Here is a 15,031-nt window from a genome sequence, read left to right on the forward strand (position 1 = left end):
CGCTTTCCAACAGTTTCCGACGGGATGTCACGGCCATCTCAGCATCGGAATCAAACATAAAATGCCACTCGGGATGCCAGCACTGGGCGGTTGTATGGATTGCATCACCTGTAATCAGAGCGCGCCGGTCGCCACTGGTGATTTCGACCGAGACATGACCTGGTGTTTGGCCTGGCGTGGGGATCAGAGTGACGGAATACACCCTGTCGCAGTCCTAAGGTTCACAGGAGGCCCGAGACAAAGTAGGTTTCTTGTGCAGAGGTAACGGCAATAGGCGTGGATCAGAATGGCGCGACAGCTCCCACTCGAAGGTAACAAGCCCTTTCTGGTTTACGCCGGCACTGGCACCGACCTGATTTTCAATCATGGAATTGAGCTTCCCGGTTTCGCGTCGTTTCCATTGCTGGAAGAACCTGGCACCAGGGTGATACTGGCCGGTCAAATGCAGGCTCTTGTCGATCTGGCCCGTGAAATGAATGTCGGATGCATCCTTGATGCGCCCACATGGATGGCGAACGCCGACCGGGCAGCGCCCTTGGGGTACGATGCAGAGCGGCTCGCCGAAGTAAACAAAGATGCGGTCAGTCTAATGGAAGACGTGCGCCAAGCTGCCGCTCGCGATGATGTACTGGTGTCGGCCTGCATCGGCCCGCGCCATGATCCTTACGCCGACATCCCGCCGGTACCCGTCGAAGATGCACGTCAATACCACGCCGCTCAAATGCACAGCCTGAAAGACACAAGCCTCGATCTGGTCACCGCTTATACATTCAACCGCCCAAGCGAGGCAGCGGGATGCATCCTCGCCGCCCGGGACGCTGAACTGCCGATCATCATGTCTCTGGTTGTTGAGACAGACGGGTGCCTGGCAGACGGGACCAAACTTGTGGACGGAATTGACCAGATCGACGCAGCAACCGACTCGGCGGCGCTGTTTTTATGGTCAACTGCGCTCACCCTACCCATTTCGCCGGAGCGCTTGGCAACCACCCCCGGCTGAGAGGCCTTGTGGCGAACGCTTCGAGTTGCTCGCATGCGGAACTTGACGAAGCAGATGAGCTGGACGAAGGCGATCCAGCTGAACTTGGTAAACAGATTGCCGCGATTGCGAGGCAGATCCGTCGATCCAAGTATTTGGAGGATGCTGCGGTACCGACATGCGCCATCTGAAATCGATGATCAGCGAACTAGCATAGCCAACTTGGTTCAATCTGAGCGATAACGCTGAGATCTAAGGTGATCCCGTAATTTCTTTCCACAACTTGTTAGGAGATCGGCCCTTTGCTGCCGTTGACCGAGGGCGCGCATCGCTGCGGTGCGGCCCACCAGACCGGACTTTAGCTGCGACTGCGAAATCCAGCGATCGACAAACTCACGCATCGCGGACCAAGTGTGAATTCGCCGCGCTTGTCGCGATGGCAGCTCGGTGCGCTTCGCTGACGTCAGAACAAGCGTGAAAATGTATCGATTCTCGCCTGGATTGAAATACCTTCAAAGACAACACCAAAGAAGTGAATCTTTGTTCAGACTAACATGTTGGGTCTGCTTCTAGGGGGGGATGCCCAATGACCGAGACCGGCAAAACAGTCCACACGCCAGTGGCGCTTCAATGCCAAGTTCGGTGTGAATTTAGGCGTTCGCACCATCAATGGTCATCGGGTTAGCGCTCCGATTTGACACCAATATATTCCGGCAGATAACGCGGCGGCATTGGCCCCTTGTTCCGCCCGCCCTGTTGAATCTGTTCCCAGCCATGAGACAAGACGCCAACCGAGCGGGAAAGACAGAACAATCCCCGGGAAAGCGGTGCCGGGAACCCCAATTCGCAAAAGATAACAGCCGTGGCCCCATCGATATTCATCGCGATATCGGCACCGCGCTTACGTCCGATTTCCGTCTGTATAGCTTCACCGATATCGGCAAATCGCCCTTCTACAGTGCCTGACATCGCGGCCTCGCGTACCAACGCCATCAATCGCGGTGCGCGGGGATCGACGGGCTTGTGGAAACGGTGGCCAAAACCCGAGACGATCTTGCCATTTTCCTCACACCAGGCGGCGATACCGTCGCGGACGGCAACTTCCTGTTCAGCGCCGTCATCCATCCGTTTGGCGACGTCGAAATAAAGCTCGGCGCATTGTTCACCGGCGCCGCCATGCACGTCACCCAACATGTTGACCCCGGTGGCCATGACGTTGTTGAGCCCCAGCCCACAGGTCGCGGCCATACGCGCTGCGGCTATCGATGGCGCCTGCGGACCATGATCCACGCCCGCCACCAGCGCGCATTCAAAAAGCGCCGCCTGTTCTGGCGTGGGCAAATTGCCGCGCACCATGAGCCAGATCATCTGAGCAAAGCTGACGTTTCCGATCAGGTCCTGGATCGGGTGGCCGCGAAAGGCGATCCGCCCCGGAGCCATGTCGATAATTTCGGTGCGCCACCAGTGGCAAATGGCATCGGCGTCATTGCGTCCTGCGGGGTCCGTCATATCGCGCCATCCTTTGCCAGTTTTTCAATGTCTTCCGGTGAAAGACCTAACTCGCTCCAGATTTGAGAGTTGTGCTGCCCCAATGTGGGCGGTGGTGCATCGACGGTGGGCGCGCTGCCGTCCAATTTGATCCCGGTCGTGGCAACCTGAATGTCGCGTCCGACGCCGGGGACGTTTTCAAACTGGTCGAGGAAACCGCGGTCTGCAACCTGCGGCATTTCCAATACTTCCGGCACTGTCAAAACCGCTCCTGATGGCACACCAATGCTATTGAGTTCCTTGGCCCAGTCGCGCGGTGACCGGGTCTTCAACACGGTCTCCAGCTCAGTTTTCAGAGCCAGCCTATTGCGTTTGCGATCCTCGCGCGTGGCATATTCAGGCCGCTCGCGCAGCGCGGCCAATCCCAGGTGGTCCGTCAGTAGCTCCCATTGCTGGTCTTTGTTTGCGGCAATGTTGATCAACCCGCCCTTCGCTTCAAACGCACCGGAAGGCGCCGAAGTGGGGTTTTCATTGCCATTGGCAGTCGGATTGACGCCGGCGATCAGATAGTTCGACACCACCCAGCCCATTGTCGCCAGCACCGATTCCAGCATCGACACATCAATAAAGGTGCCGCGCGGATTGGCGTTCAGAGCAGATGAAATCGCAAAGGCTGCGGTGATGCCCCCCACAGTGTCTGCCACCGGATATCCAACGCGCAGCGGCGCGCTGTCGCTATCCCCGGTGATCGACATCACACCCGAGGTTCCCTGTATGATCTGGTCATAAGCCGGGCGGCGTATCCACGGGCCCTCTTGGCCAAAGCCGGAGATAGCACAATAGATGAGGGTCGGATTGGCCTCTTTCAGGGTCTGGTAGCCCACGCCGAGGCGCGTCATGACGCCGGGCCGGAAGTTTTCAACCACGACATCTGCAGTTTCGACCAGTTTCAGAAAAATCTCTCGACCCCGTGGGTTCTTGAGGTTGACCGTGACCGATTTCTTGCCCGCGTTCTGGGCGAGAAAGGACACGCCCATGTTGACTTTGTTCAGCTCTGGGTCGGCCCCCAGTTGGCGGGCGAGATCGCCCCGACCGACGGCTTCGACCTTGATAACCTCGCCGCCCAGATGCGCCAGATGATGACAACAGAACGGACCGGCAAGGACATTGGTCAGATCAAGAACACGAATGCCCTTCAAAGGTGTCTGCGACATTATCCGCGCCCCGCGTGTACAACCTTGGCCGCCGTGAAAAACTCGCGGCAATAGCTGCCTTTTTCCGGTGCACCATAAGAGGATCCCTTTCGGCCCGTAAAGGGTGCGTGGAAATCCATGCCGGCGGTGGGCAGATTGACTTGTATCATGCCTGCTTCGGCGTTCTGCGAGAAGTGATCGATTTTGGCGGGATCCCGCGTGACAATTCCTGCGGACAATCCAAATTCGCAGTCGTTGGACGTGGCCAGGGCGGCGTCGTAATCCGGCACGCGTAACACGGCGGCGATGGGCCCAAAGATTTCGTCTCGTGCCACGGCTGCGTCGGGTGACACATCCGTAAACAACGCAGGCGCAAAGTAATGGCCGGTTGTTTTGGATTTGACCTCGCCACCACCTGCGGCAAGCGTTGCACCGTCATCCACAGCCTGAGACACGTATCGTTTGTCGATGGCGAGCTGCGCTTCACTGGCGACCGGACCAATCTGGGTTTCCGGAGCGCGCGCATCACCGATCCGAAGGTCTTTCATTGCCGCGCAAAGACGGTCAACAAATGCGTCGTGAATGCCCTCGGTCACAATCAGGCGGGAAGACGCTGTGCAGCGTTGTCCGGTTGAGAAAAGCTGCCCTGAACGGCGCAGTGCACCGCCAGATCCAGATCGGCGTCATCCAGCACGATCAAGGGGTTCTTCCCCCATCTCCAGCTGCATTTTCGCTCCTCGCGCAAACAGCGCCGCCCCATATGGCGACCGACGGGTGTGGAACCGGTGAATGTGACCCCGGACACCTTGGGGTGCGTAACGATTGCCTCCCCAACCTCACGGCCTTTTCCCATCACAAGGTTGAACACCCCCTCAGGCACGCCCGCACGGGCAATAATATCGGACAACATCCATGCCGATCCGGGCACCAGTTCGGCAGGTTTGAACACAACCGTATTGCCATAGGCCAGAGCGGGTGCGATTTTCCATGCGGGGATCGCCAGTGGGAAATTCCAGGGCGTGATTACGCCCACAACGCCGATTGGCTCGCGTACAACATTTAGCGACACACCTTCGCGCAGAGATTGGTAGGTGTCGCCGGTCGCACGATACGCCTCAGCCGCGAAATATTTGAACAAATGCCCGGCGCGATGCGCTTCGGCCTTGGCTTCGGGCAAGGTTTTGCCCTCTTCGCGGGCCAGCATATCGCCCAGCTCGTCTACACGGGCGAGGATTTCCGACCCGATCCGGTCGAGCGCTTCGAACCGGACCAGAGGCGATGTCTTGCGCCAATTCGGCAGGGCCGCGGCCGCGGCCTCGATTGCGTCAACCGTTTGATCGGCGCTTGCCCGGGCATACTCGCCGATCGTGTCGTTCAGGTCGGACGGGTTGACATTGGGGCCGCGTCGCTGCTAGCAACCCATGATCCGGCGATAAAGTTGGCAAAGGGGTTTGCAGTCATAGCGCTTCCTCAAGAACTGGTCGCCACCCGATATCTTCATGCCGGTGGTCCACAGTATTCACGTAAAAATAGGTCGGGCCATGATAGCCCCTGCACACCCGCCCATCGGCCCGTCTGGCAACCGGTTCGGCGGTCCAGCTGACCGCGCCGAACCAGTTCCACAAACGGTTATGAGGCGAGGTCAGATGATCCGGGCAAAGCGGTGCTGTACTATTGGCCGGGTCCGGTTGCGGAGCGTTCAACGCCCCGCTGCCCCCCACCAGCGCATCCCATTCATTGGGGCGCGTCGCCCCCTGAAAAGGGTCACTACAGGGCGTATCCCCCCCCGTAAGCAACCGGCAGCGAAACAGGCGTCCATCAATCGACAGCTCTGTGCCATGGACATACCCCGCATCATCCAGATCCTGCCAGCTGACGCGGCTCATAAGCATCCGGTCGGCGACCATCAATCTTCTTCCACCGTCCTCAAATAGATGCCAGTTCAGGCGCAGGTTCGGGTCTTTGGGACTGTCGGTGAGCGCCCAGTTGTCCCAATTCGGGTCGCGTTCAAATTCCGGTAGGTTCCCGGGTTGCAGGCCCTCGTAAGGGCAAAGCGCTGACAGGTCTGTGATCCAGGGCCGTGTCGCGGGCGCAAGTGTTTTTCCTGCATGGGAAAACCCACCCAGCTGCTCTGTTCCTTTGTAGTCCATCATTGCTCTGTCACCGCCCCGGTCACAGGTTGTGTGCGGAAGCGACGCAGGATCCGGAACAACATTTCTGCAGCCAGAAATTCGGTACGCTCCGACGGATCAAGAGGAGGGGACACCTCAACAATATCCAGTCCACCCAACGGGGCCTCGGCCAGCCCATCCAGCAGATCGTAATACTGACGCGGTGTAATACCGCTATGAACGATTGAGCCGGTGCCGGGGAGGTAGCCAGCGTCCATCGCATCGATGTCGATTGACAGATACAGTTCGTCACATCCCTTCATGGCATGCTCCAACGCCTGACGAATTGCCTCTGCCGTCCCCAATTTATGTACGTCGCCAGCCGAAAACACCCGACCGCCCTGCTCTTCGATCAAGGCGAGTTCACCGCTGTCGACCCAACCGGTGATCCCGACCCAAACCATATTGGACACGTCGACATTGGGCAGTTCGGAAATCCGACGGGCATTGGTTGCGTGGTTATGGCTGCCCCACGCGCCAAGCCGGTCAGAGAAATCCAGATGACCGTCGATCTGGATATACCCAAAACGTGCATTTGGTGCGCGTTTGGCCAACCCACGGGAATAGCCAAGGCAGGCCGGGAAGCTATTATAGTGATCACCGCCCAGTGCCAGAGGGATCGCCCCTCCAACGCTCAGCGCCTCGGTCATTGCGGCAATGGCCTCGGTGGTTGCGTCTACATCCTCAGGGGTGATCACTGCATCCCCGCAATCCACGAGCCAGTCGCTGGCCGTTGCGCTTCTTTGGCCCGTATCTGGATCAAAACTGACCCCCTGCGGTCGCATGGATTGCAATACCGTCGTTGCCTTACGCAGCGCCTCGGGACCAAACCTGGTTCCGAGCCGGCTTGAATGTGTCCAATCGCTGGGCATACCCACCACACCGATTTGGCCCGGACGGACGTCGGCGGCATCGAGCAGAGGCCCATCAAACAGCCGATACCCCGGTTGTGCCAGAGGCGGGAGAAATGTCGTTATCGCTGCAGTCATGTCAGTACTTTTTCCTTGGAAGTTTGGCGGCGCGGAAAATCAATCCCAAAGCCGAGGCGCGCATAGATAAACGCCAGAAGAGCCGTGACCATCAGGCGTTGGCCAACCTTCACGACACCCATTCCGGGACGGTTCGGATTCAGACCGGTCAACATAATGGCGCTGACCTCGTGCCGTCCCAAAAGCTCAAGCCATTGCACCACCGTCGCAAGATCGCAGCCCCCCAAACGGGGCCGATCACAAAGCGCACTGAGCGATGTTTCAAACACCGAGAGATCAAACCGAACAAACAACGGCTTTGATGGATCCCGCCACTCTGAAAACGCGGCACGCTGCGCGGCAGTATCTCTATTTACCGGCGTGGTCGTTCCGTTCGGCAAGGGCGCAATATGAAAATCGCGCGCATCGGCTGGTGTACCGCCAAGCTGCACTGTCTGACAATGAGGAGCGCGCTCCGCGCCGTCTCGGACATGCGATCTGATCCGCCCAAAAAGATTGCACAGGCGCCATTGTCGCTGATCTGACGCATGGCCGCCTTCAAGGCCGCGTGGATCGCATCTTCGGACCCCGGTGCAATATCTCCGAGATCACAAAGCCGCTCGTGCAGGCCATCGGTACTGATATCCTGACGCGCATCGATATCTACGGGGTGACTGAATTGTGGATTTGCGTGCCAACCGAAATAGACCGAGGTTTCGCGTAATGCACGCGGCGCCAGAGATTGCCCTGCATGAGGTGCGTTTGTATCTTCAAACGGGATGCCCAGTACGGCCGATCTCCAGACCGGACGTCGCCGATTGCTTTGGTCTGAGAGCGCATGAACGACAGATGCCCTGCCATGCGCGGCAACGGGGCCGAACGTAGAGGCATCAGCCTGCTCCTTTCTCAAGACGAGCTGTGACCGCTTGCAGGATCGCCAGTGCAGCGCGGGTTTCAGCCTTGCCACGGTTGTCCAGTTCCGGGGCAAGCCCAAAAACCGCAGCCGCGATGGTATCGCCCGGGGTGGCGTCAATTTGCGCGATCATTTGTGCTGGTGACATTCCCGTCAGGCGATGCGGGTGCGATACCCATTTGCCCGCAAGCTCTTGTAAATCCACAGACAGGATGACCGGTTGGGTGCGGGGCAAATGGCTCACTGCGCCGCCATTGACCCCAATGATGGGAACATCCGCACCTGTGACCTGTCTTGCGGCGACGTCAAGCGCTTCCAAACCGCTGGAATCGCCGCCTACCAACACCATGCGGGCACCGGTTTCAAGAACCGATTCACATTGCGAGGCAACTGCGAGAAAATGCTTGTCAGGTTCTAGCGGAAAGACGTTCACGTCCCCAAGGTCAATTGCATTCGCGGGTGTTACTGTGGGGCAGGACGCATACCGAAGCTGGCGCGCGAGATAGCGTTGCCCTGCCGATGGCCGGGCGAGATTGTCACAAAAATAGCCTGCAATCGCGACCTGACCGGGCACGAGATCTTCCAGATCGCCAATGGATGCGCCCAGAAAACTGGGGATCGCGTCAAACTGTATTTGCGCCGCTTCACTCATTGTGCAACGCCGCGTTCAGGGTTTCGATCGCCGCCAGTTCCGACATTCCCCTGGTGTCGCGCGCAGGCGCAAGGCCGGTGATCACAATCGCCTGCCATTTACAGGACATGGCACCAATGACGGAAACCAGCGTTTCAGGTTTCATCCCGCCGGGATTTAGGCCGACGCTGCCAGCTGCATGCCCCAGATCAATGACCGATATGTCGATCCACAAGACAGCGCGCTCGGGCGTGTCAGAATAGTCGCCGTGCCCTTCATCCAACTGCCGCGCGGTGCGCCAATCCATCTTGCGCTGGCTGATCGATCCCAGACACCAGCAGGTTGATCGCCGTTCAATCCCACCCAGATCGTGTTGGCTGTTCGCGTCGCGATATCACGCCGGGCCAACGGCATGGCCGCGACAACTGGCAGATCAGGCAAGGCCCCCAGCACACCCGAGGCGACATCAGACGCGCCACCCAAGACAACGGGTACAACACCGTGATCCACCATTTGCGTCACAAGTTGTTCCAACGCGGCAGGCCAATCCCTGACAGGTCCAGATTGCCAAGATCCCGACCATCTACAGGCAGTCCGATCCCAAGTTGGGCAGTCATTTTGCGCAGCGCATCGGGTGCCAGAGAGGTGCCGGATCGGGGCCCGGTGTTAACTTCGCTCGGAACGCCCATAACCCCAACACAATCAGCCTTACATTGCGAATGAATGCCAAAAGGAAGGTCCGCATAACCAGCTGTTATCATTTGTTTCCGCGCGCTATTCATTGCCAGACGCCTTCGTTATTTGCGATTTCCAATTGCGCTCAAACCGGCTATAAAAAGCGACGGATTTGCGTCGAAAGGTCTGCCTATGCCCGACAAGCCCCGATCCCCTGACGCCAATGGTGGTGTCGAAGCGGTAGAGCGCGCATTGCGTGTGCTGGACATCTTTGAGCCGGGCGATGCAGGCCTCTCTTTGAAGGAGGTTGCGGACCGCAGCGGGGTCAACAAGGCGACAATTCTGCGTCTGAGCGTGTCGCTTGAAAAGTTTGGTCATATTACGCGAGACGCCGAGGGTCTGTTTCACCTCGGGCCGTCTTTGTGGCGTCTTGGATCCGTGTTTCGCCAAAACCTGCGGATGGGGCCAATTGTGCGACCGGTGCTTGCGAATTTGGTGAATGCGACCGGCGAAAGTGCGTCGTTTTATGTGCAACGCGGCAACTCTGGCGTGTGCCTCTACCGGGTCAATTCGCCAAGGCTTGCGCGGGATCACGTTCAGGAGGGCGAGATCATTCCGCTGAGCATGGGCTCTTCGGGTCAGGTGCTGGATGCTTATTCCATCCGGCAGGGAAAACAGGCGGCCAGCATCCGAAAGGCCGGGTATTATCTCAGCCTTGGTGAACGCGATCCTGACGTCGCCGGACTGTCGGTTCCTGTTCTTGGGTTCGAAGATGAATTGCTGGGCGCGATCAGCTTGTCCGGCCTGCGCGTCCGCTTCAATGACACAGCCGTCGAAAAGTATCGCGCGGCGGTCCTTGATGCCGCCCGCCAGATTCGGGTGGAGTTTGGCGAAAAATAAGACCCGCATCATTGTGCCTTGTCTTTCCGACGCCCGATCATCTGCACACCGATAAGCGCCGTGATGGACACGACAATCAGACAGGTCGAGATCGCCGCGATTGTCGGATCAAGCTGATCACGCAGTGAATTGAACATGCGCCGGGTGATTGTGGCGTTTTCCCCGCCCGAGACCAGCATCGAGATCACAACCTCGTCCAGCGACGTGATAAATGCCAGAAAAGCCCCTGTCTGGATCGAGAATTTCACCTGCGGTACGGTGATTGTCCACAATGCGTATGCACGGGACGCCCCTAAGCTGCGCGCTGCAAGCTCCTGATCGAAATCATAATTCTGCAATCCCGACATCACCGTCACGATCACGAATGGCAGCGCCAGCGCAGTATGGGCGATCACGATCCCGGTCAGTGTGTAATTGAGCCCCAGCTTGGCATAGAGGCTGAACACTCCAACAGCGATCAGGATCACTGGCACGACAATCGGCATGATCACAAGGATTTGAGCCGCGCTCCTGATACGAGGCGCAGAGCAATGCAGACCATAGGCACAAAGTGAGCCCAGGGGCGTCGCGATTGCCGTGGTCAGCGCCGCCGCGATCAGCGAGGTCTTTGTTGCGCTCATCCATTCCGGCGACGTGACATAGGCCACGTACCAGCGAAACGAGAGCGATGTCGGCGGGAATTCCAGATAGGATGCCCCCGAAAACGACATCGGGATAACGATCAGCGTGGGCAGGATGAGAAAGAACAGCACAGCAATGCCGACCACTGTCAGCCACAGGCCGTCGATTTTACGTTGTCCGACTTGTTCCATTTTCAGATCCTCAGCGCATAAACAGTTTGTCGAGCCCGAAGACACGGTTCATCAGCCAGATCATCGCCAGCGCCAGCAACAGCAGGACCACGCCCAGGGCTGATGCGGCCCCCCAGTTCGAATAGACTGTGATGGTGCTTTCGATACGCTGCGCCAGCATCTGAACCCGGCCACCGCCCAGCAAAGCCGGTGTGACAAAGAACCCAAGCGACAGGATGAAAACCAGCACGATGCCGGCAAAAAGGCCCGGCAGGGACATTGGGAAAAATACCCGCCAAAAGGCCCCGCGCGGGCTGGAACCAAGGCCCACGGCGGCTCGGACCAGGTCGCCGTCAATATTGCGCATAGTGGCGTAGAGCGGCAGAACCAAAAAAGGCAGCATGATATGCACCATGCCAATGATGGAGCCGGTCAGATTGTGCGCCAGTTGCAGCGGTTCTTCGATAATGCCAAGTGACATCAGCGACGAATTGATGATCCCATTGCGCTGCAAAAGCACCAGCCACGCATAGGTCCGCACCAGAACCGAGGTCCAGAAGGGGACCAGCACAAACACCATCAGAATGGCCGCTGTTTTGTTCGGCATCTTTGTCAGCCAGTAGCACAGCGGGTAGCCGAGAAGGACGCAAATCACCGTCACGGCAATGCTGATCTGAAACGTGACGACAAAGGTTCGCCGATAGAGAGCACTACTAAAGATGCGCGTGTAATTTTCCGTGCTCAGTTCGCCTGCCGCATTGAAAAACGACAGCGAAGACAGCCAGAAAATCGGCAGGAAGACGACGATCAAGATCGTCAAAACCGCAGGCATCGAAAGCCCAAGAAACGTCAGTTTTTCGCGGCGTTCTTCGGATTTGAGCGTGCTGGCATTCTGAAGAGTCCCAGCACCTTCATACGTCTCGGCGATACTCATGCCACATGTTCCGGTACGATGATCGTATCTTCGGGATGCAGGGCAAGGCCGATTTGCTCTCCCTTCGACGGCAACCCGGTTTGGCCCGCGCGATTGGCAGGCACACGCACATTGATCTGACCAGCGCTGTCGTGCTGAACGATCACTAGAACGCTGTCGCCCTGATAAATGATGTCATGCACTTGGCCGGACAGGTCATTGGCGGCGTCTGGCACCGCGCCTGCTGTGACTTCCAGCAACTCGGGCCGGATGATCAGACGATGGCCTCCGCTGCCCAGCGCAATAGGCGTATTGATTTCAGAACGCGCTCGCCAAGCTGCGCCGTGTCATTCGCTACACTAACCGGCAGGGAAATGGATTCCCCGATAAAATCCGCCACAAAGAAACTATGCGGCTGGCGATAGAGCCGCTCAGGCGTCGCGATCTGTTCGATCCGCCCATGATTGACCACTGCAATCCGGTCCGACATCGTCAGGGCTTCGCGCTGGTCATGGGTCACGTAAACGACAGTTGCATCCAGCTTTTCATGCAGCGCCTTCAATTCGATTTGCATATGTTCGCGCAACTTCTTGTCGAGCGCTGACAACGGCTCATCCATCAGAATGATCTGCGGCTCAAAAACCATGGCGCGGGCAAGGGCCACGCGCTGTCTTTGTCCCCCGGATAATTGCGTGATGCGCCGGTCGCCATAACCGCCCAGCTGCACGGTCTCCAGCGCGCGCTCGGCGCGGGCCTTCTGATCGCTTTTGGACACCCCGCGAATTTTCAACGGATAAGCCACGTTTTCTGCGACCGTCATGAACGGAAACAACGCATAGCTTTGGAACACCATGCCAAGGCCGCGCTTGTGGGGCGGCGTTGCAATCATTTCCTGTTCGCCAAACCGGATCGACCCGCCATCAGGACGCACAAATCCGGCCAGCGCCATCAAAAGCGTCGTCTTGCCGGAGCCTGATGGCCCCAGCAATGTCAGGAACTCGCCCGCGGCGATGTTCAAAGACACGTCATTCAGCGCTTTGACCGATCCGTAGGCCTTGCACAGGTTGGATATATCGATGGGAAGGGAGTGGGCTGCAGGTGACATGGGGGCTCCTAACCTGACAAAAATGGGCGCAGCACAAGATGTGCCGCGCCCAGATATTTTTTACTGTTGGATCAGCGTGTCAAACTCTTCGGTCAACTCGCCCAGCTGGCCGATGTAAAAGTTCGGATCGACCAGAAGCTGCTTGCCATAGTTGTCGGGATGTGTGTTGACCTTCACTGCCATCTCATCCGAGATTATCCCGGTGCCGAAGGCACCCGAATTCACCGGACCCAACGGCATGGTCACCGCCAGCCTCGCCTGTGCTTCGGCGCTCAGCAATTCGTTGATAAGGCGCATCGCGTTGTCTTTATTCGGAGCCCCCTTGGGAACCAACAAGCAGTCCACGTCCATCGTGCCGCCATCAAAGGCATAGGCCACATCAATGCCCGACGCGATCACGCTTTCTACGCGGTTATGGCCCATATGGATCACGTCCACTTCGCCGTCACGCAGCAACTGCGCCGATTGCGACCCGCCGCGATACCAAACGGTAACTTCGGGGGCAATCTCACCCAGCTTGTCCCATGCGCGCGCCTTGCCCTCATTCGTGGCCAACGTGTCATAGATCTCGGCCATCGGCACACCATCCGCCATGAGCGCGGCTTCGAGGTTATAGTTCACCTTGCCGTGCATACCGCGCTTGCCGGGGAAGTTTTCCAGATCCCAGAACTCTGCCCAATTGGACGGGCCATTGTCGCCAAATGCATCCTTGCGATAGGCAATCACCTTGGTGAAGTTGATGAAGCCGATGTAATTGTCATGGATCAGCTCTTTCGGAATGCCTGTGGTGTCAACAATCGAATAGTCGATCGGCTCAAGGCTGCCTTCCCGGCTCAGGGTTTCACACGAAGGCAAATCCTGTTCTGTAACGTCCCATGCAACGGCACCCGCCGTGATCTGCGCGCGCACGTCCTGAATGCCGTTTGTCGTATCTTCCTTGACAGTGATATTCAGCGCACCAGCGGCAGGTTCCAGCATGGCTGAGCGCAAGGCATCCTGAAACGAGCCTCCCCAGGACGCAAACACGACCTCTCCCTCGGCAAAGGCAGGCGAAGCAATGGCCAGGCCACCTGCCACTAGCGCCGTGGTGAGCTTCAGTTTTTGGTTATCTTTCATCATGTCAGGCTCCTCCCGAACTGTTGGTTGGTTTGTGGCTTCGCGACATGCGCGGCTCCACATAATCATTCGCAATCGTTTCATCTAGCAAAACGTCATTTCAGTTTTACTAGAGCTGATGTTGGAATTGGTCAAGGATTCTTTTGCCCCGTAGGATTCACACTCCCGTTTCCTGAGCATCAGAGCCTGGAAAATCTCGCAATTCGCGCATTGGTGCAGCATTCATCTGGGTTCGATCTTGCACATATGGCGTCTGAAGCGATCTTCGTCTGACCCGAAGTTAACTGCCACCGATTGAAGCATTTGGTGGAACGTGCGGACCGCAAACTCTCACTCGCTTTGCGTTGATCCGCGAATTTGAGTGGCAGCTTCTTGACAGTATGCGCCAATTGATCCTGACGACAGAATTGGTCAATTTGGGCTCAGCCCCGACCTCGGATGCGACGCAGCATCCCGTGATATGGAGGCATCGTCAACGTCAGGTTGTCGTTGTGGGAGGGCATGGCGGATCGGAGGATCAGTCATGGAAACACCAAACTTACCGGCCATTCGTGCGCTTCGCCCGGCTTGGAACAAAGGGCGCATCGTTGGGCAAAAACGGCCACTGAAACCAAAACACGTCTGGGCAATCCGTGTTCGACTTGAACTCGCCGAGAACCATCGGGACCTGGCGCTGTTCAATATGGCAATCGACAGCAAACTGCGTGGCTGCGATCTCGTGAAGATGAAAGTCGTCGACGTGATGGCGTCCGGCCAGATCAAGGAACGAGCTTCGGTGTTGCAAAGCAAAACGCAGAAGCCGGTTCGTTTTGAAATCTCCGAAGGCACACGCGCCTCGGTTGAAAAGTGGATGGAAGATGAGCTCATGGTCGGCTCGGAGTACCTATGGCCGGGTCGTTTCCATGAACGCTTGCACATCTCGACACGCCAGTACGCCCGGATCGTCCGGGATTGGGTCACGTCGATCGGTCTGGAGGCCAGTGCATACGGAACGCATTCGATGCGGAGGACAAAAGTCACACAGATCTACAAGAAGACCGGCAACCTGCGGGCGGTCCAGCTGCTACTTGGGCACACCAAGATGGACAGCACCGTCCGGTATCTCGGTGTTGAGCTGGAAGATGCGCTTGCGATCGCAGAGGCCATTGAAATCTAACAACTTGGGCCGTCTTCGCGGACGGCCCAAAC

17 protein-coding genes and 1 pseudogene are annotated in these 15,031 nt (G+C 57.7%); 3 read left to right on the forward strand and 15 right to left on the reverse strand.

The genetic code is table 11. The features are described from left to right. Positions 1-202 (reverse strand): MBL fold metallo-hydrolase (locus ACR3E7_RS22970; RefSeq protein ID WP_480719569.1); only part of this gene is annotated, 202 nt, incomplete at its 3' end. Between the two features lie 84 nt (positions 203-286). Here ACR3E7_RS22970 and ACR3E7_RS22975 point away from each other — a divergent pair. Continuing rightward, entirely contained in the window at positions 287-1,000 is a 714-nt protein-coding gene (locus ACR3E7_RS22975) for a homocysteine S-methyltransferase family protein (RefSeq protein ID WP_480719572.1), read from the forward strand. A gap of 660 nt (positions 1,001-1,660) precedes the next feature. Here ACR3E7_RS22975 and ACR3E7_RS22980 read toward each other — a convergent pair. The 9 genes and pseudogenes from ACR3E7_RS22980 to ACR3E7_RS23020 all read right to left on the reverse strand — a co-directional run bounded on the left by ACR3E7_RS22980 (position 1,661) and on the right by ACR3E7_RS23020 (position 8,650). Continuing rightward, a complete protein-coding gene (locus ACR3E7_RS22980) occupies positions 1,661-2,488 on the reverse strand; it encodes a citryl-CoA lyase (RefSeq protein WP_170417803.1) in 828 nt (275 codons plus the stop codon). Then, the gene (locus ACR3E7_RS22985; RefSeq protein ID WP_170417806.1) at positions 2,485-3,681 is read right to left on the reverse strand and encodes a CaiB/BaiF CoA transferase family protein; all 1,197 of its coding nucleotides are present in this window, start codon (positions 3,679-3,681) and stop codon (positions 2,485-2,487) included. Before ACR3E7_RS22985 ends, ACR3E7_RS22980 begins: the two co-directional genes overlap by 4 nt. Beyond that, a pseudogene (locus ACR3E7_RS22990) lies at positions 3,681-5,038 on the reverse strand (aldehyde dehydrogenase family protein). The gene ACR3E7_RS22985 and the pseudogene ACR3E7_RS22990 overlap by 1 nt, the downstream one beginning before the upstream one ends. Positions 5,039-5,117: 79 nt before the next feature. Then, a complete protein-coding gene (locus ACR3E7_RS22995) occupies positions 5,118-5,813 on the reverse strand; it encodes a hypothetical protein (protein ID WP_170417812.1) in 696 nt (231 codons plus the stop codon). Further along, positions 5,810-6,820 carry an agmatinase family protein gene (locus ACR3E7_RS23000; RefSeq protein ID WP_170417815.1) on the reverse strand — a complete coding sequence of 337 codons (1,011 nt, stop codon included), beginning with the start codon at positions 6,818-6,820 and terminating at the stop codon, positions 5,810-5,812. Before ACR3E7_RS23000 ends, ACR3E7_RS22995 begins: the two co-directional genes overlap by 4 nt. After that, positions 6,817-7,089: a hypothetical protein gene (locus tag ACR3E7_RS23005; protein ID WP_480719575.1), complete on the reverse strand. Its 273-nt coding sequence runs from the start codon at positions 7,087-7,089 to the stop codon at positions 6,817-6,819. The genes ACR3E7_RS23000 and ACR3E7_RS23005 overlap by 4 nt, the downstream gene beginning before the upstream one ends. A gap of 83 nt (positions 7,090-7,172) precedes the next feature. Then, positions 7,173-7,766 (reverse strand): arginase family protein, encoded by a 594-nt coding sequence (locus tag ACR3E7_RS23010; RefSeq protein ID WP_480719577.1) that lies wholly within the window; start codon positions 7,764-7,766, stop codon positions 7,173-7,175. After that, the gene (locus ACR3E7_RS23015) at positions 7,690-8,364 is read right to left on the reverse strand and encodes a hypothetical protein (protein ID WP_170417821.1); all 675 of its coding nucleotides are present in this window, start codon (positions 8,362-8,364) and stop codon (positions 7,690-7,692) included. Before ACR3E7_RS23015 ends, ACR3E7_RS23010 begins: the two co-directional genes overlap by 77 nt. Then, positions 8,357-8,650: a hypothetical protein gene (locus ACR3E7_RS23020; protein WP_480719579.1), complete on the reverse strand. Its 294-nt coding sequence runs from the start codon at positions 8,648-8,650 to the stop codon at positions 8,357-8,359. The genes ACR3E7_RS23015 and ACR3E7_RS23020 overlap by 8 nt, the downstream gene beginning before the upstream one ends. 560 nt (positions 8,651-9,210) lie before the next feature. On the opposite strand from ACR3E7_RS23020, the gene ACR3E7_RS23025 reads away from it, so the two are divergent. Continuing rightward, positions 9,211-9,918, forward strand: coding sequence for an IclR family transcriptional regulator (locus ACR3E7_RS23025; protein ID WP_170417827.1), 708 nt, complete (start codon positions 9,211-9,213; stop codon positions 9,916-9,918). Between the two features lie 8 nt (positions 9,919-9,926). Here the strand turns inward: ACR3E7_RS23025 and ACR3E7_RS23030 are convergent, their stop codons facing one another. The 5 genes from ACR3E7_RS23030 to ACR3E7_RS23050 are packed head-to-tail and all read right to left on the reverse strand — an operon-like array spanning position 9,927 to position 13,846. Continuing rightward, positions 9,927-10,730 (reverse strand): ABC transporter permease, encoded by an 804-nt coding sequence (locus ACR3E7_RS23030; RefSeq protein WP_170417829.1) that lies wholly within the window; start codon positions 10,728-10,730, stop codon positions 9,927-9,929. A gap of 10 nt (positions 10,731-10,740) precedes the next feature. Then, entirely contained in the window at positions 10,741-11,643 is a 903-nt protein-coding gene (locus tag ACR3E7_RS23035) for an ABC transporter permease (RefSeq protein ID WP_170417832.1), read from the reverse strand. Further along, positions 11,640-11,858, reverse strand: a complete 219-nt coding sequence (locus ACR3E7_RS23040) for a TOBE domain-containing protein (protein ID WP_480719581.1) — start codon at positions 11,856-11,858, stop codon at positions 11,640-11,642. The genes ACR3E7_RS23035 and ACR3E7_RS23040 overlap by 4 nt, the downstream gene beginning before the upstream one ends. A 38-nt stretch (positions 11,859-11,896) precedes the next feature. After that, on the reverse strand, positions 11,897-12,727 hold the full coding sequence (locus ACR3E7_RS23045) for an ABC transporter ATP-binding protein (protein WP_480719583.1): 831 nt from the start codon (positions 12,725-12,727) through the stop codon (positions 11,897-11,899). A gap of 60 nt (positions 12,728-12,787) precedes the next feature. Continuing rightward, positions 12,788-13,846, reverse strand: a complete 1,059-nt coding sequence (locus ACR3E7_RS23050) for an ABC transporter substrate-binding protein (protein ID WP_170417838.1) — start codon at positions 13,844-13,846, stop codon at positions 12,788-12,790. Positions 13,847-14,366: 520 nt separating this feature from the next. Between ACR3E7_RS23050 and ACR3E7_RS23055 the strand changes: the two genes are divergently transcribed. Then, the gene (locus ACR3E7_RS23055) at positions 14,367-14,999 is read left to right on the forward strand and encodes a tyrosine-type recombinase/integrase (protein ID WP_093037018.1); all 633 of its coding nucleotides are present in this window, start codon (positions 14,367-14,369) and stop codon (positions 14,997-14,999) included. The last annotated feature ends 32 nt before the right edge of the window (positions 15,000-15,031 follow it).

Source organism: Ruegeria sp. BK1, from assembly GCF_056535645.1.